19 protein-coding genes are annotated in these 20,674 nt (G+C 73.0%); 11 read left to right on the plus strand and 8 right to left on the minus strand.

Going from position 1 to position 20,674, the window contains the following annotated elements:
* A partial coding sequence (locus ACFWVE_RS31570; RefSeq protein ID WP_384021513.1) for a leucyl aminopeptidase occupies positions 1-1,653 on the minus strand: 1,653 nt, incomplete at its 3' end.
* A 296-nt stretch (positions 1,654-1,949) separates the two neighbouring features.
* Between ACFWVE_RS31570 and ACFWVE_RS31575 the strand changes: the two genes are divergently transcribed.
* On the plus strand, positions 1,950-2,798 hold the full coding sequence (locus ACFWVE_RS31575; RefSeq protein WP_384021516.1) for an endo alpha-1,4 polygalactosaminidase: 849 nt from the start codon (positions 1,950-1,952) through the stop codon (positions 2,796-2,798).
* 38 nt (positions 2,799-2,836) lie between these two features.
* Here the strand turns inward: ACFWVE_RS31575 and ACFWVE_RS31580 are convergent, their stop codons facing one another.
* Positions 2,837-3,628, minus strand: a complete 792-nt coding sequence (locus ACFWVE_RS31580) for an adenosylcobinamide-GDP ribazoletransferase (RefSeq protein WP_384021519.1) — start codon at positions 3,626-3,628, stop codon at positions 2,837-2,839.
* A 60-nt stretch (positions 3,629-3,688) separates the two neighbouring features.
* Between ACFWVE_RS31580 and ACFWVE_RS31585 the strand changes: the two genes are divergently transcribed.
* Positions 3,689-4,453, plus strand: a complete 765-nt coding sequence (locus tag ACFWVE_RS31585) for a hypothetical protein (RefSeq protein WP_384021522.1) — start codon at positions 3,689-3,691, stop codon at positions 4,451-4,453.
* 249 nt (positions 4,454-4,702) lie between these two features.
* Here the strand turns inward: ACFWVE_RS31585 and cobT are convergent, their stop codons facing one another.
* Positions 4,703-5,902: a nicotinate-nucleotide--dimethylbenzimidazole phosphoribosyltransferase gene (cobT, locus tag ACFWVE_RS31590; protein WP_384021525.1), complete on the minus strand. Its 1,200-nt coding sequence runs from the start codon at positions 5,900-5,902 to the stop codon at positions 4,703-4,705.
* Between the two features lie 220 nt (positions 5,903-6,122).
* Here cobT and ACFWVE_RS31595 point away from each other — a divergent pair, with 220 nt between their 5' ends.
* The gene (locus ACFWVE_RS31595; RefSeq protein WP_384021528.1) at positions 6,123-7,250 is read left to right on the plus strand and encodes a methyltransferase domain-containing protein; all 1,128 of its coding nucleotides are present in this window, start codon (positions 6,123-6,125) and stop codon (positions 7,248-7,250) included.
* A gap of 38 nt (positions 7,251-7,288) precedes the next feature.
* Here ACFWVE_RS31595 and ACFWVE_RS31600 read toward each other — a convergent pair whose 3' ends face one another.
* Entirely contained in the window at positions 7,289-8,488 is a 1,200-nt protein-coding gene (locus ACFWVE_RS31600) for a bifunctional adenosylcobinamide kinase/adenosylcobinamide-phosphate guanylyltransferase (protein WP_384021531.1), read from the minus strand.
* Between the two features lie 161 nt (positions 8,489-8,649).
* On the opposite strand from ACFWVE_RS31600, the gene ACFWVE_RS31605 reads away from it, so the two are divergent.
* Positions 8,650-8,862, plus strand: a complete 213-nt coding sequence (locus tag ACFWVE_RS31605; RefSeq protein WP_384021534.1) for a hypothetical protein — start codon at positions 8,650-8,652, stop codon at positions 8,860-8,862.
* Between the two features lie 57 nt (positions 8,863-8,919).
* Here the strand turns inward: ACFWVE_RS31605 and ACFWVE_RS31610 are convergent, their stop codons facing one another.
* Positions 8,920-9,639, minus strand: coding sequence for a class I SAM-dependent methyltransferase (locus ACFWVE_RS31610; protein WP_384021537.1), 720 nt, complete (start codon positions 9,637-9,639; stop codon positions 8,920-8,922).
* A gap of 128 nt (positions 9,640-9,767) precedes the next feature.
* Positions 9,768-10,448 carry a DUF3043 domain-containing protein gene (locus ACFWVE_RS31615; protein ID WP_384021540.1) on the minus strand — a complete coding sequence of 227 codons (681 nt, stop codon included), beginning with the start codon at positions 10,446-10,448 and terminating at the stop codon, positions 9,768-9,770.
* 211 nt (positions 10,449-10,659) lie between these two features.
* On the opposite strand from ACFWVE_RS31615, the gene ACFWVE_RS31620 reads away from it, so the two are divergent.
* The 5 genes from ACFWVE_RS31620 (at position 10,660) to ACFWVE_RS31640 (ending at position 17,373) form a co-directional block, all read left to right on the plus strand.
* Positions 10,660-11,457 carry a PspA/IM30 family protein gene (locus ACFWVE_RS31620; protein ID WP_384021543.1) on the plus strand — a complete coding sequence of 266 codons (798 nt, stop codon included), beginning with the start codon at positions 10,660-10,662 and terminating at the stop codon, positions 11,455-11,457.
* A 69-nt stretch (positions 11,458-11,526) separates the two neighbouring features.
* Positions 11,527-11,814 carry a hypothetical protein gene (locus ACFWVE_RS31625; protein WP_384021547.1) on the plus strand — a complete coding sequence of 96 codons (288 nt, stop codon included), beginning with the start codon at positions 11,527-11,529 and terminating at the stop codon, positions 11,812-11,814.
* A gap of 208 nt (positions 11,815-12,022) precedes the next feature.
* Complete coding sequence (locus ACFWVE_RS31630; protein ID WP_384021550.1) at positions 12,023-13,282, plus strand: sensor histidine kinase; 1,260 nt, start codon at positions 12,023-12,025, stop codon at positions 13,280-13,282.
* A 52-nt stretch (positions 13,283-13,334) separates the two neighbouring features.
* Positions 13,335-14,021 carry a response regulator gene (locus ACFWVE_RS31635; protein ID WP_384021553.1) on the plus strand — a complete coding sequence of 229 codons (687 nt, stop codon included), beginning with the start codon at positions 13,335-13,337 and terminating at the stop codon, positions 14,019-14,021.
* A 226-nt stretch (positions 14,022-14,247) separates the two neighbouring features.
* Entirely contained in the window at positions 14,248-17,373 is a 3,126-nt protein-coding gene (locus ACFWVE_RS31640) for an efflux RND transporter permease subunit (protein ID WP_384021556.1), read from the plus strand.
* Between the two features lie 73 nt (positions 17,374-17,446).
* Here ACFWVE_RS31640 and ACFWVE_RS31645 read toward each other — a convergent pair whose 3' ends face one another.
* Positions 17,447-17,908 carry a nuclear transport factor 2 family protein gene (locus tag ACFWVE_RS31645; RefSeq protein WP_384021559.1) on the minus strand — a complete coding sequence of 154 codons (462 nt, stop codon included), beginning with the start codon at positions 17,906-17,908 and terminating at the stop codon, positions 17,447-17,449.
* An 88-nt stretch (positions 17,909-17,996) separates the two neighbouring features.
* Here ACFWVE_RS31645 and ACFWVE_RS31650 point away from each other — a divergent pair, with 88 nt between their 5' ends.
* Complete coding sequence (locus ACFWVE_RS31650) at positions 17,997-18,563, plus strand: TetR/AcrR family transcriptional regulator (protein WP_384021562.1); 567 nt, start codon at positions 17,997-17,999, stop codon at positions 18,561-18,563.
* A gap of 118 nt (positions 18,564-18,681) precedes the next feature.
* Here ACFWVE_RS31650 and nadA read toward each other — a convergent pair whose 3' ends face one another.
* Entirely contained in the window at positions 18,682-19,866 is a 1,185-nt protein-coding gene (nadA, locus tag ACFWVE_RS31655) for a quinolinate synthase NadA (RefSeq protein ID WP_384021565.1), read from the minus strand.
* 385 nt (positions 19,867-20,251) lie between these two features.
* On the opposite strand from nadA, the gene ACFWVE_RS31660 reads away from it, so the two are divergent.
* A complete protein-coding gene (locus ACFWVE_RS31660; RefSeq protein ID WP_055574575.1) occupies positions 20,252-20,608 on the plus strand; it encodes an iron-sulfur cluster assembly accessory protein in 357 nt (118 codons plus the stop codon).
* The last annotated feature ends 66 nt before the right edge of the window (positions 20,609-20,674 follow it).

The raw sequence follows: 20,674 nt of genomic DNA on the forward strand, positions 1-20,674 counted from the left end.
GCCCTGCGGTGCCGCGGCCGGGCGGCGGCGCGCCGCCACGAAGCCGAGGACCACGTCGACCGCGAGGAACGCCACCAGGCTGATCCCGAGCAGCGGGACGAACCAGCCGCCGGCCGCCGTCTGCTCGGCGAGGCGGATCAGCGTCCGTACCGCCGAGCCCGTACCGCCCTTGGGCGTGTACCCGAAGGGGCCGCCCTCGTTGAAGGCCGGCCCCGCGATGTCGAGGTGGGCCCAGGTGATGCCCTCGCCGACGAACTCGCGCAGGAAGAGACCGGCGACGAGTCCGCCGCCCATCCGCTCGCCCATGTTCGCGATGTCGGCGGTGGCCGAGTCCATCCCCTTGCGCAGGTGCTCCGGCAGCGGCATCGGCCAGGCGGGCTCGCCGACCTCCTCGGCGGCCTCCAGCACCGCGGCGCGGAAGGTGTCGTCGTTCGCCATGACGCCGAAGGTGCGGTTGCCCAGCGCCAGGACCATCGCGCCGGTCAGCGTCGCGACGTCCACGATCGCGTCCGGCCCGTCCTCCGAGGCGGCCCACAGCGCGTCCGCGAGGACCAGACGGCCCTCGGCATCGGTGTTGAGCACCTCGACCGTCTTGCCGCTGTACATGCGCAGCACGTCACCCGGGCGGGTGGCGGAACCCGACGGCATGTTCTCGGCCAGCGCCAGCCAGCCGGTGACGTTGACCGCGAGACCGAGGCGGGCGGCGGCGACGACCGCCGCGAACACGGCGGCGGCACCGCTCATGTCGCACTTCATCGTCTCGTTGTGCCCGGCCGGCTTCAGCGAGATGCCGCCCGAGTCGTACGTGATGCCCTTGCCGACGAAGGCGAGGTGCTTCTTCGCCTTGGCGGAGGTGTACGACAGCTTCACCAGCCGCGGACCCGACACCGAGCCGGCGCCCACGCCGAGGATGCCGCCGTGGCCGCCCTTGGCCAGCGCCTTCTCGTCGAGCACCTGCACCTTGATGCCGTGCTCCTTGGCCGCGGCCTGCGCGACGGCGGCGAACGCCTCGGGGTCGAGGTCGTTGGGCGGGGTGTTGACCAGGTCGCGGGCCCGGTTGAGCTCCTCGGCCACCGCGGTGGCACGCTGCACGGCCGCCTTGAACGCCTTGTCGCGGGACGGCACGCCGGCCAGCACGGCCTCGGCGAGCGGCGCCTTGCGGTTCTTCTTCCCGGCCTTCCCGGCCTTGCCGTCGCTGGCGCCGTTGTTCTTGTAGGCGTCGAAGGAGTACGCGCCGAGCAGCGCGCCCTCGGCGACCGCGCCGGCGTCGGCGGCGTCCGTCATCGGGAGGGCGAAGACGGCCTTCTTGGACCCGGAGAGGGCGCGGGCGGCCACACCGGCCGCCCGGCGCAGCGCCTCGGTGTCGGGGGCGGCGTCCTTCTCGGACTGGGTGCCCAGGCCCACCGCGACCACGAGCGGCGTCTTGAAGCCGGTCGGCGCGGGGAGCTTCGTCACCTCACCCTCGGCGCCGGACGCGCCGAGGGTCTCCAGGACTCCGGCGAGCCTGCCGTCGTAGGCCTTGTCCACGGCTTCGGCGCCCGGTACGACGACCGGGCCACCGGCCGCGGACGCGGTGCCCTTGGCGACACCGATCACGATCGCGTCGGCCCGCAGGCCGGGCAACGCGGCGGTGCTGAGAGTGAGAGCAGTCACGGTGGTGAATTCTCGCTTCCGATGTGAAGTTGCTGTGGCCGAAAGGTGTGGGTCGGCCGAACCCGGCGCCGACCCTAACGGCGACCTGACGGTACGGTCTCGGCGGGGCCTTCCCCGGTACGGCGACACCCCGGACGAGACTACGCGCGTCTGCGTGTCCACTCCCTCACGCGGGTCTTTATCGATCGGTGATGTGGCGGCCGTCTCCCGGGGGCCCGGCCGCGGACCGCCGGACGGCGGCGACGGCGGGACACCCCGAGACGCGACCCCGGGACACGACCTCTGAGACGAGACCCATGAGACGACACGCAGGACTGCCCGGCGCGCCATTCGCTCTGGCTCTCACCCTCGCTCTGTGCGCGCTGCTGCTCGCGGGCTGCGCCGGATCCGGAACCCCTTCCGGTTCCGGGTCCGGCGGGGGCTCCGGGCGGACCGGGGACCCCGGCCCCCGCTGGCAGCCGCGTCCCGGCACCGACTGGCAGTGGCAGCTCAGCGGGCGCCTCGACACCTCCGTCGACGTAGCGGTCTACGACATCGACGGGTTCGACCACTCCGGGGACACCGTCGCGCGGCTGCACCGCGACGGCCGGAAGGTCATCTGCTATCTGTCCACGGGCGCCTGGGAGGACTTCCGCCCCGATGCCGGGGACTTCCCCGACGAGGTGATCGGCCGCGGCAACGGCTGGGAGGGCGAGAGCTGGCTCGACATCCGGCGTACCGACGTCCTGGAGCCGATCATGGCCAAGCGCTTCGACATGTGCCGCGACAAGGGCTTCGACGCGGTGGAGCCGGACAACATGGACGGCTACCGCAACCGCACCGGGTTCCCGCTCACCGCCGACGACCAGCTCCGCTACAACCGCCTGATCGCCCGGCTCGCCCACGAACGCGGCCTGGCCGTCGGCCTGAAGAACGACCTGGACCAGATCCCGCAACTGGTCGGCGACTACGACTTCGCGGTCAACGAGCAGTGCGCCCAGTACGGCGAGTGCGCGCGGCTCACCCCGTTCGTCGAGGCGGGCAAGGCCGTCTTCCACGCCGAGTACGAACTGCCCACCGACCGCTTCTGCGCCGACTCCCGGCGGCTGAAGCTGAGTTCCCTGCTGAAGAAGTACGAACTGGGGGTCTGGAGGCAGGCCTGCTGAGGCCGGCACCGGGCACGCCGGGTGTCCCGGGGGACCGCTCAGCCCAGCGCCGCGACGACGAGGACGGTCGTCGCCGCGGTCTCCGTCAGCGCGCCGAACACATCGCCGGTGACCCCGCCGAAGCGGCGGACGCAGTGCCGCAGGAGGAGCTCCGCCGCCGCGGCCGACAGCAGCACCGCGAGGACGGTACGGACGACGCCGTCCGCGCCGAGGAGGGCGCCCCCGGCCGCCGCCGCGCCGGTCACCGCGAGCGCGACGGCCACCGCCCCCGGCCGCGGCACGACCCCGGCGACCGCGGCGCCCAGCCCTTCCGGGCGGGCGGGCGGCACCCCGGACCGGGCGGCGAGGGTGAGGGCGAGGCGGGCCGCGAGAGCCGCGGTCACGGCGGCGAGCGCACCCCGGGTCCAGGAGTCGCCGTACGCCTGGGCCAGCGCGGCCACCTGGGCCAGCAGCACGAGGACGAGGGTGAGCACACCGAACGGGCCGATGTCCGACTGCTTCATGACCCGCAGCGCGTCCTCGGCCGGCCTGCCGCTGCCGAGCCCGTCCGCGACATCGGCCAGCCCGTCGAGATGCAGCCCCCGCGTGAGCACGGCGGGTACGGCGACGGTGGCGACGGCGGCGAGGAGCGCGCCCGCGCCGAGCAGCAGCATCAGGAGTCCGACGGCGGCGGCCACGGCCCCCACCGCCAGTCCGGCGAGCGGGGCGCACAGCATGCCGCCGCGCGCCGCCGGGCGGTCCCAGCGGGTCACCCGGACCGGGAGCACGGTCAGGGTGCCGAAGGCGAAGCGGAGACCGTCGGACAGCGAGGGCAGGAAGGGCGCGGGCACCGGCGCAGGTTACCCGGTGGTCAGCAGGGCGCCCCGGGCGGCCATGGATAAAGTGCGCCTATGGGACATTGGTTGCAGCGGAACATCATCGAACCGGGGAAGCTGCCGCTGCTTCTCGCCCTCACCGCCTTCGTCCTCACCTTCGCGATCACCCGGGTCGTCACCCGGCTGATCCGGGCCGGCAAGGGCCCCTTCGGCAACGTGAAGGCGGGCGGTCTGCACATCCACCACGTCGTGCCCGGCGTGATCCTCACCGTCGTCGGCGGCTTCGGCGCGGTGGCGGGCGGCCGGCACGGCTTCGGGTCGGCGCTCAGCGCGGTCGTCTTCGGCATCGGCGCCGGTCTCGTCCTGGACGAGTTCGCGCTGATCCTGCACCTCGACGACGTCTACTGGACCGAGGCGGGCCGGCAGAGCGTCGAGGTGGTCGTCCTCACCGCCGCGATGGTCGGGCTGGTGCTGTCCGGGTTCTCGCCGTTCGGCGTCAACGACCTCAGCGAGGACGAACTCCAGAACCGCGCGGGCGTTGCCCTGAACGTCGCGGTCAACTTCCTCTTCTCGCTCATCGCCCTGAGCAAGGGCAAGGCGAGGATCGCCGTGTTCGGCGTGATCGTGCCCGTCATCGCCGTGATCGGCGCGCTGCGCCTGGCCCGTCCCGGCTCGCCCTGGGCGAGACGCTTCTACCGGCACAGGCATCGCGCCCGCGCCAGGGCCGTCCTCCGCGCCTACCACCACGACCTCCGCTGGTCGGGACCCCGCCGCGCCCTCCAGGACTGGATCGGCGGCAAACCCGACCCGGACCCGCCCCGACCGCTCGAACGCGGCTGACGGGCCGGGGGCTTGAGCCGGGACGCGGCGCTTCGGCCGGTACGGGTGAGGGCTGCCGGGGGCGTGTCTCCGGGGCGAGGCCGGCCGCACTTCTGCCGCCGATGGCGGCGAGTGTCCGGCGGAGGGGTTTCCGGTCGCGGTCGGCTCGCCGTGTCCGGCCCGGTACCGGGCCCGCGCCCCGCCGCGTCGGACGCGGGTGACGCAGCGGGGTGTTGCTCCGGGGCGGTCGCCCGGGACGCACGGGGACGGCTACTCGGGCTTCGGCGCCGGGGCCGGCTCCGGCTGCCCGTCGGTCGCCGGCGGCTGTGACGACGCCGGCGTTCCGGAGGTCTCCGGCTCCTCCCGCTGGTCCGCTTCGGCCGGCCGGTCCGGGAGTGCCGGCGCCTTCGGGGTCTCCGGTTCCTCGGGGTGTTCCGGGAGTTCCGCGGCCAGGGCGGCCGCAGCCTGGACCAGGGGGAGGGCCAGAAGGCCGCCCGCGCCCTCGCCCACGGTGACGCCGTGGGCGAGGAGCGGTTCCATCGCCATCCGGTCCAGCGCCTTCGCCTGGCCCGGCTCACCGCTGTCGTGCGAGGCCAGCCACCAGTCCGGCGCCCGGAACGCGATCCGCTGTGCCACCAGCGCGCACGACGCCGTCACGACCCCGTCGAGCACGACCGGCATCTTCCGTACCGCGGCCTGCAGCAGGAAGCCCGTCATCGCGGTGAGGTCGGCCCCGCCCACCGTCGCCAGCAGCCGCAGCTGGTCGCCGAGCACGGGCCGGGCCCGCCGCAGCGCGTCACGGATCGCCGCGCACTTGCGCATCCAGGCCAGGTCGTCGATCGCCACCCCGCCGCGCCCGGTGACCACGGACGCGTCCGTCCCGCACAGCGCGCCCACCAGCGCACCCGCCGCGGTGGTCCCGCCCACGCTCACATCGCCGAGCACCACCAGATCCGTACCGGAGTCGGCCTCCTCGTCGGCCACCGCGACCCCGGCCCGGAACGCCGCCTCGGCCTCCTCCGGGGTCAGCGCGTCCTCGATGTCGATCCGTCCGCTGCCGCGCCGCACCCGGTGCCGTACGACGTCCTCGGGCAGGGCGTCCGGGTCGCAGTCGAGGGCCATGTCGACCACCCGCACCGGCACCCCGAGCCGCCGGGCCAGCACGGACACCGGACGGCCGCCCTCCAGCACCTCGCGCACCAGCTCCCCGGCGCTGCCCGCGGGCCGCGCCGAGACACCCAGCCGGGCGACCCCGTGATCTCCGGCGAAGAGGACGACCCGCGGCCGTTCGACCGGCCGCACCGGGACCGCGGACTGCGCGGCGGCCAGCCACTCACCCAGTTCGTCGAGGCGGCCCAGCGACCCGGGCGGCACGACCTGGCGCTCGCGGCGCGCCTCCGCGTCACGGCGCACCCCGCCGTCCGGACGCTCGATCAGATCGGTGAAGTCGTCGAGATTCAGCGCGCTCATTCGCCGAACAGTACCGGCCCGGATCGAACACGTCGGAGCCCTGGGCCCGTCGACGGCAGCGCCCGGGCCGCGCCGTCGGCATCCCGCCCGCCGGACGACGCCACCCCGACGTCATTGCGCCCGGGATCGCCATCCGATCCGTAACGTTTTGCAGGGGAATGTCGTCACAGACCCGTACGCCCGCCCGCCCGCGCCCCGCCCGACTCACCCGGAGCCGCCCATGTCCGCACCCGACGCACCCGACGCACCCTCCGCCCCGTCGTCCGCCGCCCCCGGCGCCCTGGTCGTCCCCGCACAGCAGGCCGCCTCCGTGCGGGTGCACGAGCCGCGCCGCGCGGACTGCCCCTGGTGCGGCTCGGCGCGGCTGCGCAACCGGCTGCGCACCGGCGATCTGCGGCGGCACCGGCCGGGCCGGTTCACCGTCGACGCGTGCCGGGACTGCGGGCACACCTTCCAGAACCCCCGCCTCACCGCCGAGGGCCTGGCCTTCCACCGCCGGGCGCTGCGCGGAGCCCCCCGGGACGCCGTCACCGACGCCGTCCTCGCGCTGCGCGAGGCCCCCCGCCGCCGCCGGGCCACGGCCCGCGCGATGCTGCGCTTCGGCGAACCGGAGAGCTGGCTGGACGTCGGCACCGGACACGCCCGCTTTCCGGACACCGCGCGGGAGTTCTTCCCGTACACCGCCTTCGACGGCACCGACCTCACCGCGCGCGTCGAACGCGCCCGCGTCCTCGGCCGCGTCGAGGAGGCCCACATCGGCGCGCTGACGGACCCGAAGGTACGGGCCCGGGTGGCGGCCCGCTACGACGTCGTCAGCCTGCTGCACCACCTCGAACACACCACCGACCCGCGGGCCGAACTCCACGCCGCCCTGGACGCCCTGCGCCCCGGCGGCCATCTGCTCATCGAGACCCTGGACCCCGGCAGCGCGTTCGCCGCCCTGTTCGGCAGCCGGTGGCTGTCCTACGACCAGCCCCGGCGGCTGCATCTGCTGCCGCCGCGCAACCTCCGGGCCGCACTGGAGTCGCTCGGCTGCACGATCGTCACCACCAGGTCCGGGCCCACCGGAGCCGGCGCCAGGCACCGCCCCGTGTACGTTCCCTACGACCTGGCCGGCGCCGCCGCGCTGGCCCTCTCCCAGGCCCTGCCCGCCCCGGACGCCCCCTGGCGCGCGATCCCGCCGACCCCGTTCCAGCAGCAGGCGCGCGCCGCACTGCTGCGTGCGGGCGCCCCGCTGGTCGCCGTCGCGGCGCTGACGGACCTCGTGCTGGCGCCCGTCCTGCGGCACACCCCGTTCGCCAACGCGTACCGGATCATCGCGCGCAAGCCGGCGAGCCGGCCGAACTGACCCCGCCCCCGCCCCGTTCGGGCCCCGGCCCTCGTGACTCACCCCCGGAGCACCAGCGCCTGGCCCGCCACCACCAGCAGCACCTGCTCGCACTCCTGCGCGAACGCCGCGTTCAGCCGCCCGAGTTCGTCCCGGTACCGGCGGCCGGACGCGGTGGCGGGCACGATGCCCGAGCCCACCTCGTTGGACACGGCGACCACGGTCCGCCGGGTCGCGCGCACCGCGTCCGTCAGCTCACGCATCCGTTCCCTGAGCGCCCGCTCCCCGCCGTCGGCCCACTCCGCGTCGTCCCACGCCCCGACGGAGTCCATGGCGTCCGTCAGCCACAGCGACAGACAGTCCACCAGCAGCGGCGGCCCGTCGGCCCCCAGCAGCGGCACCAGATCGCAGGTCTCCACGGTCCGCCACGACCCCGGCCGCCGCTCCTGGTGCGCCGACACCCGGGCCGCCCACTCGGTGTCCCCGTTGCGGGACCCGCCGGTCGCCACGTACAGCACCTGGGGCAGGGACTCCAGCCGGCGCTCGGCCTCCACCGACTTGCCGGACCGTGCCCCGCCCAGGACCAGCGTCCGGCGCGGCAGGTCGGGCACGTCCTCGTAGGCGCCCACCTCCACCCTGGTCCCGTCCGGTACGGCGCGGGCCCCGGCCGCCGCGAGCCGGCGCCGTTCCTCCGCGCCCGGCGGCACGTCGTGGTCGAGGTGCACGGCGATCACGTCCGTCGTCGGACCCACCGCGCCCACCGCCCGCAGCCGCGCCAGCGCGTCCGGACGCCCCACGACGTCCAGCAGCACCATGGCGTACGTTTCGGCAGGCTCCTCCAGCCCGGCCGGCGCCGTCCCCGGCGGCAGATACAGCAGCCGCTGCCCGTCCGGACCCGTCACCGCGTACCCGGTGCCCGGCGAGTCCAGCGCCACCGCCCGCACCCTGTGACCCGTCAGCAGCGCCAGCTCCCGCCCGTCCGGCACCCGGCCAGGCTGCGGCAGCCCGGCGGGCAGCTCGACCGCGGGGCCGTCGTGCGGATGGGAGAGCAGCACCTGGCGCACACCGCCCAGCGAATGCCCCGCGCGGGCGGCCGCGAACGCCACGCCCGGCATCAGGTCGAGCAGCAGCGAGCCGTCCACGAGCAGCGAGGTCGCCGCGCGCGCGTACGGACCGGCGGCCAACGCGCAGGCGGCGCAGGGACAGTCGGGGCGGGGCAGGCCCGCGGGGGCACCGGTGCCGAGCAGAGTGAGTTCCACGGACCCGATTTTCGCCCCTCCCCACGCCTCCTGCGCGCCCGACCGGGCCCTGTCGTCGATGATCCCCCGAATCATCCGCCGGACAGGCTCTAGGCTCTGGTCGGGGCCGGACCGGGATCCGGCTCCTGTTGTGCAGGTGCTCATAACCACGGGAGGCGTACATGGCGGCATGGACGTGGCGGTTCGAGAAGGCCGACGGGACGCAGGTCGAGCCCGCGGTGACGCCTGAGGAGTTCACCACCCAGGGGGACGCCGAGTCCTGGATCGGGGAGAACTGGAAGGCCCTGCTGGAGGGCGGCGCCGACCAGGTGCGGCTGCTGGAGGACGCCACGGAGATCTACGGGCCGATGAGCCTGCACACGGACGAGGCGTGAGCGTTCGGGCGTGAGCGTTCGGGCGGGGGCTCACGCCCTCGCCCGTCCCGCCTCCGCTCAGCCCCGTACGCCGCACAGGTGGAGCAGCGACGCCACCCCGCGGTAGGGGTCCGTCCGGCCGGCCCGCTCCTCGACCGCGAGGAGCGCCGCCAGGTCGTCGGGGCGGCCGGGGGTGTGCGCGACCCGCGCTCCGTCCACCGCCGTGTCCGTGAAGACCCGCACCCCGTACCAGGTGCGCAGGGGCGCACCCAGCCCCGCGAGCGTCGCCGTCAGGTCCGTCAGCCGGTCGGCCCGCACCTCGAGCCCCGACCCGTCCGTGTGGCACGTCGAGTCGAACGCGGTCAGCGCCCCGGCCCAGTCGCCGCGCAGGCCGGACCGCATCGCCGGCGCGTCGCCGTTGCGCACCAGGAGCGACAGCAGACCGCCGGGGGCGAGCATCCGGGCCAGCCCCGCCACCAGCGGGTCCGGCTCCGCCACGTACATGAGCACGCCGTGGCAGAGCACCACGTCGAAGCTGCCCGGCAGGAAGTGCACCCCGGTGTCGCGGCCGTCGCCCTCGACGACCCGCACCCGCTCGCGGATGCCCTCGGGCTCCCCGGCGAGCACCGCGCGCGCGGCGGCGATCATCTCCGTGTCCCGCTCCAGACCGGTCACCTGGTGGCCGGCCCGCGCCAGGCGCAGCGCCTGCGTGCCCCGGCCCATGCCGACATCCAGCACGCGCAGCCGCCGCCCGACCGGGAACCGCCCCACTATCTGTTCGTCGAGCTGCCGGGCCACCAGCTCCTGCTGTACGACCTCCCGCAGACTCCCGGGCGGCCCGGCCGTCCCCCTCGCCCTCGGCGCGGAGTGCGGGGCCTGCGCGGGCACCGCGACCGGTGCCGCGCCGTCGGCGAACGGCGTGGTGCTCAGGGCCGCTCCCCGCGCTTGACCTGGGGCTTGGGCAGGCGCAGCCGGCGCATCTGCAGCGAGCGCATCAGCGCGTAGGCGACGGCGCCGCGGCGCTTGTCGTCGGGGAAGCGCTCGGCCAACCGCTTCTTCAGCCGGAAGCCGGTCACGAGGGAGTCGAGCACGATCATCACGATCACGACGAGCCACAGCAGCAGCGCCACGTTCTGCAGCTGGGGCACCTGGATCATGCTCAGCACCAGGATGATCACCGCCATCGGCAGGAAGTACTCCGCGATGTTGAACCGCGAGTCGACGTAGTCGCGCGCGAACCGGCGCACCGGCCCCTTGTCACGGGCGGGCAGGTAGCGCTCGTCGCCGCTGGCCAGCGCCTGGCGCTGACGCTCCATCGCGGCCCGGCGCTCGTCACGCTGCCGCTTGGCGGCCTCCTTGCGCGTCATCGACGTATTGGCCACGCTGCGCCGCTGGGTCTGGGCCTGGCTGCGCTTGGGCGTGGGGCGGCCCTTCGGGGCCTCCGGGTGGCGGATCTGAGTGGAGTCGGTCACCGTCGCCTTGTCGGCGTGGGCCTTCTCTTCCTTGGCACGGCTACGGAACACAAAACCCAAGGGTACGGGGTGTAGGGGGCGGGGCCCCAGTCCCGGGGGGAACGATCCGGCAACACCCCGCGTCCGTAGAGGCACAAGAGGGGGCGTTGTGTGCGACTTGGGGTGCGTTGTCCGCCGGCACCCGGGGATCACCTACTCCTTGCGCCGGACCGGGAGGAGACGCAGTCGTCCTTGGGGATGAGCGCATCCGCCCCCGGACAGTGCGGTAATGGATGCAGGGCCCGTACTGTGGGTTCTGTCGCAGAAATGTGAGCCGGAGTCCGTCAGAAGGGGGCGCGCGAAGCCCATGAGCGGTGTCATGAAGCGTATGGGGATGATCTTCCGCGCGAAGGCGAACAAGGCCCTTGACCGGGCCGAGGATCCGCGCGAGACCCTCGATTACTCGTACCAGAAACAGCTGGAGCTGCTCCAGAAGGTCCGCCGGGGTGTCGCCGACGTGGCGACCAGCCGCAAGCGCCTGGAGCTCCAGCTCAACCAGCTGCAGTCCCAGTCCTCGAAGCTGGAGGACCAGGGCCGCAAGGCGCTGGCACTGGGCCGTGAGGACCTCGCCCGCGAGGCCCTCTCCCGCCGCGCCGCTCTCCAGCAGCAGGTGACGGACCTGGAGACGCAGCACGCGACGCTCCAGGGCGAGGAGGAGAAGCTCACCCTCGCGGCCCAGCGGCTCCAGGCCAAGGTCGACGCCTTCCGCACGAAGAAGGAGACCATCAAGGCCACGTACACGGCGGCGCAGGCGCAGACCCGGATCGGCGAGGCCTTCTCCGGCATCTCCGAGGAGATGGGCGACGTCGGGCTGGCGATCCAGCGGGCCGAGGACAAGACCGCCCAGCTCCAGGCGCGGGCCGGCGCCATCGACGAACTGCTCGCCTCCGGCGCCCTCGACGACCAGTCGGGCATGCGCAAGGACGACATCCAGGCCGAGCTGGACCGGCTCTCCGGTGGTACGGATGTGGAGCTGGAACTGCAGCGCATGAAGGCCGAACTGGCCGGCGGTCCCTCCACGGAGAAGCAGGCCATCGAGGGCGGCAGCGAGCAGCCCCAGTCGCAGCAGCAGCCGCAGGACACCCCGCGGTTCGACAAGCAGTGACCGCCGCACGGGACACCGACCCGTGCCGATGACGACCGAGGCCCCCGCGCGGGTGCCCAGGAGGCCGACATGATCGTACGGATCATGGGGGAGGGGCAGGTGGCTCTGACCGAGAGCCACCTCGCCGAGCTGGACAAACTGGACGAGGAACTCCTCGCCGAGATGGACAACGGCGACGGCCCCGGCTTCCGCCGGACTCTCACCGCCCTGCTGAACAGGGTCCACGAGCTCGGCGAGCCGCTGCCGGACGACGCGCTGGAACCCTCCGACCTCATCCTCCCCTCCCCGGACGCGACCATCGAGGAGGTCCGGGAACTGCTCAGCGACGACGGCGACGGCCTGATCCCCGGCACATGAGCCCCTGGCCCGCCGGGCCACCCACGGCCGGACCGTCCATATCCGCACCGCTCCCGTCGGAGCCGCTCACACCCGCACCGCTGCCACCGGAACGGCGCGCATCCGAACCGTTCCACGCCGGTCCGTTCACGGCAGGTGCGGCTCTCACCCCCGGTTCACCACCGGCCCGTTCCCCGCACGCCCCCGCGACGCCGTACGGTGAACGGCCGTGAGCACCTTCCAGCGGGCCCGGCGTCGGCTGCGCGCGCACCCCTTCGCCCTGGACGCGGCTCTGGCCGCAGGCGTCCTGACGTGCATGCTGGCCGGCTCCCTCGTCGACCCGCACGGCCCCGACGGCGTCACCTGGACGCTGCGCGCCCCGGATCTGCTCAGCCTGGCCCTCATGGTGCTCGCCGCCGCCGCGCTCCCCTTCCGGCGCCGCGCGCCCCGCGCGGTCCTCGGCTTCACCGGCGGCGCCTCCCTGGTGGAGTCCGTCACCGGCGATCCCCGCGCCCCGGTCGCGATGTGCGTGGTCGTCGCGCTCTACACCGTCGCCTCCACCACCGACCGCCCCACCACCTGGCGGGCCGGCCTGCTCACCATGACCGTCCTCACCGGCGCCGCCATGATCGCCGGCCCGCTGCCCTGGTACGCCCAGGAGAACCTGGGGATCTTCGCCTGGACCGGGATCGGCGCCACCGCAGGGGACGCCGTCCGCAGCCGCCGCGCCTTCGTCCAGGCCATCAGGGAACGCGCCGAGCGGGCCGAACGCACCCGCGAGGAGGAGGCCCGCCGGCGCGTCGCCGAGGAACGCCTGCGCATCGCCCGCGACCTGCACGACGTCGTCGCCCACCACATCGCGCTGGTCAACGTCCAGGCCGGGGTCGCCGCCCATGTCATGGACAAGCGGCCCGACCAGGCCAAGGAAGCCCTCGCCCACGTACGCGAGGCCAGCCGCTCGGCGCTCGGCGAACTGCGCGCCACCGTCGGCCTGCTGCGCCAGTCCGGCGACCCCGAGGCCCCCACCGAGCCCGCCCCCGGCCTGGACCGTCTCGACGAACTCGCCGGTACCTTCCGCAGCGCCGGCCTGCGCGTCCTGGTCGCCCGTGAGGACCAGCGCCCGGACCACGCCCCCGCGCTGCCCGCCGCCGTCGACCTGGCCGCCTACCGGGTCATCCAGGAGGCTCTCACCAACGTCCAGAAGCACGCCGGCACCGAGGCGAATGCGGAGGTCAGCATCGTCCGGGTGGGCCCGCACCTCGAGGTCACGGTCCTCGACGACGGCACCGGCGCGGTCCACCCCGACACCCCCGCCCCCGCCCCCGTCCCCGCCGCCCACGGCGGCGGCCACGGTCTGCTCGGGATGCGGGAACGCGTCACGGCCCTGCGCGGCACCCTCACCACCGGCCCCCGCTACGGCGGCGGCTTCCGCGTCCATGCGATCCTGCCCGTCGAGCCCCGCACGTCCGCGGCCCAGGACGGTTCGTGACCCGTCCACAGCCCGGGACGGCCGCCCGCGACCAGCACTCCTGGGGGAACCCGTGACCATCCGCGTCCTGCTCGCCGACGACCAGGCCCTGCTGCGCAGTGCCTTCCGCGTGCTCGTCGACTCCGAGCCGGACATGGAGGTGGTGGGCGAGGCGCCCGACGGCGCCGAAGCGGTCCGCCTGGCCCGCGAACAGCGCCCGGACATCGTCCTCATGGACATCCGGATGCCCGGCACCGACGGCCTCACGGCCACCCGCCTGATCAGCGCGGACCCCGAACTCGACGGGGTCCGCGTGGTGATCCTGACGACCTTCGAGGTCGACGACTACGTGGTGCAGTCGCTGCGGGCCGGCGCCTCCGGCTTCCTCGGCAAGGGCTCCGAACCCGGCGAACTGCTGAACGCCATCCGGATCGCCGCCGAGGGCGAGGCGCTGCTGTCCCCGGCCGCCACCAAGGGCCTGATCGCCCGTTTCCTCGCCCAGGAGGGCACGTCCGACGGCGCCGACCGCGACCCGGCCCGCGCGCAGCGGCTCGACTCCCTGACCGTGCGTGAGCGCGAAGTGCTGGTCCAGGTCGCCGGCGGCCACTCCAACGACGAGATCGCCCAACGCCTGGAGGTCAGCCCGCTGACCGTCAAGACACACGTCAACCGGGCCATGGCCAAGCTCGGTGCCCGCGACCGGGCCCAGTTGGTCGTGACCGCCTACGAGTCCGGCCTGGTCCGCCCGAGGACGGACTGAACGCAACCGCGTGTACTGCGGGGGGAGTAGCCGACGCCCGGAGGAACGGGACCTCGGGCCTACGGATCGACCCTCCCGATGCGCCACTGTGTAGAGCGCGCACCCGGCTCAGCCCGGCCGTGCCCCGCCCGTGCCCGTGACCGTGCGTCAGAAGGTGCCGGTGACCGTACTTCCGACCGCGCTTCCGACCGCCCCCAGACGCTCACAGAAGAGAGATCCGTAACCCATGTCCTGGCTGGCCAGATTCAGCCTCGCGCAACGCGCGCTGATCGGACTCATGTCGATCGTCGCGCTCGTGTTCGGGGCGATCGCGATACCTCAGCTCAAGCAGCAGCTGCTGCCCACCATCGAACTGCCCATGGTCTCCGTGATCGCCCCCTACCAGGGCGCGTCCCCGGACGTGGTGGAGAAGCAGGTCGTCGAACCCATCGAGAACAGCCTGGAGGCCGTCGACGGCATCTCCGGTGTCACCTCGACGGCCGGCGAGGGCAACGCCGTGATCATGGCGTCCTTCGACTTCGGCAACGGGACCGAGCAGCTCGTCGCCGATGTCCAGCAGGCCGTCAACCGGGCCCGTGCCCTGCTTCCCGACGACGTGGACCCGCAGGTCGTCGCCGGCAGCACCGACGACATCCCGGCCGTGGTCCTCGCCGTCACCTCCGAGGAGGACCAGCAGGCCCTCGCCGACCGGCTCGACCGGACCGTGGTCACCGAGCTCGAGGGCATCGACGGCGTCGGCCAGGTCACCGTGGACGGCGTCCGGGACCTCCAGGTCACCGTCACCCCCGACGACGCGAAGCTCGCCGACGCCGGTCTCACGGCGCAGGCACTCGCGCAGGCCCTCCAGGCGGGCGGCGCGTCCGTCCCGGCCGGCTCCTTCGACGAGGACGGCGCCAACCGCACCGTCCAGGTCGGCGACGGCTACACCTCGCTCGAGCAGATCGAGGACCTGATGGTCACCGGACAGCCCGGCGAGGGCAAGCCGGTCCGCCTCGGCTCCGTGGCCGAGGTCGAGCAGCAGGAGGCCAGGGCCGACTCGCTCACCCGCACCAACGGCGAGCCCAGCCTCGCCGTGGTCGTCACCATGGACCACGACGGCAGCGCCGTCGCGATCTCGGACGCCGTCGACGAGAAGCTGCCCGACCTGCGCGAGGCCCTCGGCTCGGGCGCCGAACTCACCGTCGTCAGCGACCAGGGCCCGGCCGTCGCCAAGGCCATCGAGGGCCTGACCACCGAGGGCGCCCTCGGCCTGGTCTTCGCGGTCCTGGTGATCCTGGTCTTCCTGGCCTCGATCCGCTCGACCCTCGTCACCGCGGTGTCCATCCCGCTGTCCGTCGTGCTCGCGCTGATCGTGCTGTGGACGCGCGACCTGTCGCTGAACATGCTGACCCTCGGCGCGCTGACCATCGCGGTCGGCCGGGTCGTGGACGACTCCATCGTCGTCCTGGAGAACATCAAGCGGCACCTCGGCTACGGCGAGGAGCGCCGCGAGGCGATTCTGGGCGCCGTCCGCGAGGTGGCCGGCGCGGTGACGTCCGCGACGTTCACCACCGTCGCCGTCTTCCTGCCGATCGGCCTGGTCGGCGGCATGGTGGGCGAGCTGTTCGGCTCCTTCAGCATCACCGTCACGGCGGCGCTGCTCGCCTCCCTGCTGGTGTCGCTGACGGTCGTCCCCGTCCTGTCGTACTGGTTCCTGCGTCCCCCCAAGGGCACTCCCGAGGACGCCGAGGAAGCCCGCAGGCTGGCCGAGGAGAAGGAGGCGAAGAGCCGCCTCCAGAGCTTCTACGTCTCCGTCCTGCGCTTCGCCACCCGGCGCAGGCTGGCCAGCATCGCCATCGCGGTCGTCGTCCTGATCGGCACGTTCGGCATGACCCCGCTGCTCAAGACCAACTTCTTCGACCAGGGCGAGCAGCAGGTCCTCACGGTCCGCCAGGAGCTGGAGCCCGGCACCAGCCTCGAGGCCACCGACGCGCAGGCCAGGAAGGTCGAGAAGCTGCTCGGCGACACCGAGGGCGTCAAGGACCACCAGGTCACCATCGGCTCGTCCGGCTTCATGGCGGCCTTCGGCGGCGGCACGGACACCAACCAGGCCAGCTACCAGGTGATGCTGGAGGACTCCGCGTCCTCCGAGGACGTGCGGGAGCGCATCGAGAAGGGCCTCGCCGGACTCGACGGCATCGGCACCACCACCCTCGCGGGCGGCGACGGTTTCGCCAGCCAGGACCTGAGCGTCGTCGTCAAGGCGGCCGACGCGCAGGTGCTGCGCAGGGCGGCCGACCAGGTGCAGGAGGCCGTGGCCTCGCTGGACGACGTCACGGACGTCACCAGCGACCTGTCGCAGAGCGTCCCGCGGATCTCGGTGGAGGCCAACTCCCGTGCCGCCGCGGCCGGGTTCAACGAGCAGACGCTCGGCGCGGCCGTCGCCCAGGCGGTCCGGGGCACCCCGGCCGCCAAGGCGGTCCTCGACGACACCGAGCGCGACGTCGTCATCCGCTCGGCCCAGCCGGCGACCACCCTGGCCGAGCTGAAGAAGCTGCGCCTGGGCCCGGTGGAGCTGGGCGACATCGCCACCGTCGAGCTGAAGGACGGCCCGGTGTCCATGACCCGGATCGACGGCCAGCGTTCCGCCACCGTCACCGCCCGCCCGACCGGTGACAACACCGGCGCGGTCAGCACCGAGCTCCAGACCGAGATCGACGCGCTCACCCTCCCGGCGGGCGCGACGGCCGAGATCGGCGGCGTGTCCGAGGACCAGGACGAGGCGTTCGCCAACCTGGCCCTGGCCATGCTCGCGGCGATCGCGATCATCTTCATGCTGCTCGTCGGCACCTTCCGGTCGCTCGCCCAGCCGCTGATCCTGCTGGTGTCCATCCCGTTCGCGGCGACGGGCGCGATCGGCCTGCTGATCGTCACGGGCACCCCGATGGGCGTCCCGGCGATGATCGGCATGCTGATGCTGACCGGCATCGTGGTCACCAACGCGATCGTGCTGATCGACCTGATCAACCAGTACCGCGCCCAGGGGTACGGCGTCGTCGAGGCCGTGATCGAGGGCGGCCGGCACCGGCTGCGCCCGATCCTCATGACGGCCCTGGCGACGATCTTCGCCCTGCTCCCGATGGCGCTCGGCGTCACCGGCGAGGGCGGCTTCATCGCCCAGCCGCTGGCCGTGGTGGTGATCGGCGGTCTGATCACGTCGACGGTGCTGACCCTGCTCCTGGTCCCGACCCTCTACGCGATGCTGGAGCTCCGCAAGGAGCGGCGCGCGAAGAAGAAGGCCCTGAAGAGGGACACGGCGGACGAGGAGCCGAAGACGCCGGAGAAGTCCGACCCGCAGCCGGCCCAGGTCTGACGGCCGTACGCGTACGGCGAAGGGGCGCCCCGTGGAGACGTCACGGGGCGCCCCTTCGCGTGAGGGCGGGCATTCATCGGAGCGGGATGTCGACTTCGTGGTCGTCCATGGGCCGGGGGCCGTGGATGCGCCTGTCGGCCTCGGTGATGGCGACGTCGTTGATGCTCGCCTCACGGCGGCGCATGAGACCGCGTTCGTCGAACTCCCACAGCTCGTTGCCGTAGCTGCGCCACCACCGGCCCTCCTCGTCGTGCCACTCGTACTGGAAGCGGACGGCGATCCGGTTCTCGTGGAACCCCCACAGGCTCTTGCGCAGCGCGTAGTCCAGTTCGCGCTCCCACTTCTGCGTCAGGAAGGCGATGATCTCCTCGCGGCCGCTGACGAACGTGTCCCGGTTCCGCCACAGCGAGTCCGGCGTGTAGGCCGACGCCACGCGTCGGGGATCGCGGGTGTTCCATGCGTCCTCGGCCGCCCGCACCTTCCGCAGGGCTGTCTCCCGCGTGAAGGGCGGGCAGGGCGGGCGATCTTCCGGCACTGCGACCTCCTCCTGTCGAGAACGGCCGTTCTCCATCGGCCGGGCCTAAGACAGAGAACGATCGTTCTCGACGTCAAGGGAGTTCCGGATGCCGGCCCCGATCAGTGAGGAACAGAGCCGATTGGACCGCGCGGCACTGCTTGACGCGGCGGAGAGGCTCTTCTGCGAGCGAGGATTCCAAGCGGTGGGAATGGATGAGGTCCGCGCAGCCTCCGGTCTGCCGCTCAAGCGGATCTACCGGCTCTTCGCCGCCAAGGAGGATCTAGCCGTCGCGATGCTCAAGCGTCGCGACCGTCGATGGAGGGGAAGCCTGGCCGCCCACGTGGAGCAGGTCCCGGATCCTCGCGAGCGAGTCCTCGCGGTCTTCGACTGGCTCGCCGAGTGGTTCGCGGAGCCCGGATTCCGCGGATGTGTCCGGGTCAACGCCCACGGAGAGCTCGGCTCGTCGTCCGAGGCGGTGCTCGCCGAAGTCCGGTCGCACAAGCGGGCGTTCCATGACCAGATCGCGGTATGGGTCCACGCTGCCGGGGCGCCGGTGGCCGAGCCGGTCCTCCTGCTCGCCGAAGGGGCCATCGTGACCGCCGGCATCACCGGCGACCCGGCCCCGGCCCGTCACGCACGCGCAGCCGCCGCGACGTTGCTCGGGACGCCCTGACGGCCGGCCCGCGACCGCCTCGAACAGGGCTGGACGTCCCGGCCATCGGCAGAGGAGGGGCTGCCGGATCGCCGACGGCCCCTCCTCTCCGGCACCGACAACCGGTGCCGGCCGGCGTCTAAGGCAGCGCGAGCATCCGTTCCAGGGCCAGCTTGGCGAACTGCTCGGTCTCCCGGTCCACCTCGATGCGGTTGACCAGGTTGCCCTCCGCCAGGGATTCCAGGGCCCAGACCAGGTGGGGGAGGTCGATGCGGTTCATCGTCGAGCAGAAGCAGACCGTCTTGTCGAGGAAGACGATCTCCTTGCCCTCGGGAGCGAAACGGTTCGCCAGCCGGCGCACCAGGTTCAGCTCCGTGCCGATGGCCCACTTGGAACCGGCCGGGGCCGCCTCCAGCGCCTTGATGATGTACTCGGTCGACCCGACGTGGTCCGCCGCGGCCACGACCTCGTGCTTGCACTCGGGGTGGACCAGGACGTTCACGCCCGGGATGCGCTCGCGTACGTCGTTGACCGAGTCCAGGCCGAAGCGGCCGTGCACCGAGCAGTGGCCCCGCCACAGGATCATCTTCGCGTCCCGCAGCTCCTGCGCCGTCAGCCCGCCGTTCGGCTTGTGCGGGTTGTAGACGACGCAGTCCTCCAGGGACATCCCCAGGTCCCGCACCGCGGTGTTGCGGCCGAGGTGCTGGTCGGGGAGGAAGAGGACCTGCTCGCCCTGCTCGAAGGCCCAGTCGAGGGCGCGCTTCGCGTTGGAGGAGGTGCAGATGGTGCCGCCGTGCCTGCCCGTGAAGGCCTTGATGTCGGCGGAGGAGTTCATGTACGAGACGGGCACGACCCGGTCGGATATCCCGGCCTCGGTCAGTACGTCCCAGCACTCCGCGACCTGCTCGGCGGTGGCCATGTCCGCCATGGAGCAGCCGGCCGCGAGGTCCGGCAGGACGACCTTCTGGTCGTCGCCGGTGAGGATGTCCGCGGACTCGGCCATGAAGTGCACACCGCAGAACACGATGTACTCGGCCTGCGGGCGCGCGGCGGCGTCCTTGGCCAGCTTGAACGAGTCGCCCGTGACGTCGGCGAACTGGATGACCTCGTCGCGCTGGTAGTGGTGGCCGAGCACGAAGACCTTGTCCCCCAGCTTCTCCTTGGCGGCACGGGCGCGCTCCACCAGGTCCGGGTCGGACGGTGAGGGGAGGTCGCCGGGACACTCCACACCGCGCTCGCTCCTCGGGTCGGCCTCCCGGCCGAGGAGCAACAGGGCGAGGGGCGTCGGCTGTACGTCGAGCTCCTGGGTCTGGGCGGTGGTCACGACACGCACCCTTTCTGTTCTGCGGCTCGCCGGGCCCGTGTGAACCGGACCGGCGGGGCTGGCGGGACACCGGTTCGACGACTTTTCGTCGAATTGACACTATCTATCATATCCGGTTCACGTCACTTTGACGACGGCCATAACGTCCATGTGACGTGAATCCCGGCCGAGGTCCGTTCATTCCCCGGCCGGGCCCGAACGGTTCGGGGACGGTTTCGCGGCGGAGCCCGGAAGAGGGGCCGGACGGACCGTTTTCCGCTTGCCGGGGCGTGTGCGAGCATGAAGACGGAGCCGAGAGAACACGTTCCCGGCCCGGAATGAATCCGCGGCCCCGCCGGTTGCAACCGTCGGCAAGCAGTCTCCGTACAACCCGGGAGAGATGTAGATGTCCGTATCGGACGAGACCACCACCGTCACCGACGGCATCCTCGTGACCGAGGCCGCGGCGGCCAAGGTCAAGGCGCTGCTCGACCAGGAAGGCCGTGACGACCTCGCCCTGCGCGTCGCCGTCCAGCCCGGCGGCTGCTCCGGCCTGCGCTACCAGCTCTTCTTCGACGAGCGTTCCCTCGACGGCGACGTGGAGAAGGACTTCGACGGCGTCAAGGTCGTCACCGACCGGATGAGCGCCCCGTACCTGGGCGGTGCCACCATCGACTTCGTCGACACCATCGAGAAGCAGGGCTTCACCATCGACAACCCGAACGCCACGGGCTCCTGCGCCTGCGGCGACTCCTTCAGCTGAGCAGGCTCCGGCGCCGCTCCGGGACCCGTTCCCGGGCGGCACGGCGCACCACGAAGGCGGCGGTCC

It is taken from the genome of Streptomyces sp. NPDC058632 (assembly GCF_042717095.1).
Classification (GTDB): domain Bacteria; phylum Actinomycetota; class Actinomycetes; order Streptomycetales; family Streptomycetaceae; genus Streptomyces.

Excerpts from the sequence above, each read along its gene's own strand:
- ACFWVE_RS31575 (WP_384021516.1), top strand. The coding sequence starts at position 1,950 with ATGAGACGACACGCAGGACTGCCCGGCGCGCCATTCGCTCTGGCTCTC.
- ACFWVE_RS31585 (WP_384021522.1), top strand. The coding sequence starts at position 3,689 with ATGGGACATTGGTTGCAGCGGAACATCATCGAACCGGGGAAGCTGCCG.
- cobT (WP_384021525.1), bottom strand. The coding sequence starts at position 5,902 with ATGAGCGCGCTGAATCTCGACGACTTCACCGATCTGATCGAGCGTCCG.
- ACFWVE_RS31595 (WP_384021528.1), top strand. The coding sequence starts at position 6,123 with ATGTCCGCACCCGACGCACCCGACGCACCCTCCGCCCCGTCGTCCGCC.
- ACFWVE_RS31605 (WP_384021534.1), top strand. The coding sequence starts at position 8,650 with ATGGCGGCATGGACGTGGCGGTTCGAGAAGGCCGACGGGACGCAGGTC.
- ACFWVE_RS31620 (WP_384021543.1), top strand. The coding sequence starts at position 10,660 with ATGAGCGGTGTCATGAAGCGTATGGGGATGATCTTCCGCGCGAAGGCG.
- ACFWVE_RS31625 (WP_384021547.1), top strand. The coding sequence starts at position 11,527 with ATGATCGTACGGATCATGGGGGAGGGGCAGGTGGCTCTGACCGAGAGC.
- ACFWVE_RS31640 (WP_384021556.1), top strand. The coding sequence starts at position 14,248 with ATGTCCTGGCTGGCCAGATTCAGCCTCGCGCAACGCGCGCTGATCGGA.
- ACFWVE_RS31650 (WP_384021562.1), top strand. The coding sequence starts at position 17,997 with ATGCCGGCCCCGATCAGTGAGGAACAGAGCCGATTGGACCGCGCGGCA.
- ACFWVE_RS31660 (WP_055574575.1), top strand. The coding sequence starts at position 20,252 with ATGTCCGTATCGGACGAGACCACCACCGTCACCGACGGCATCCTCGTG.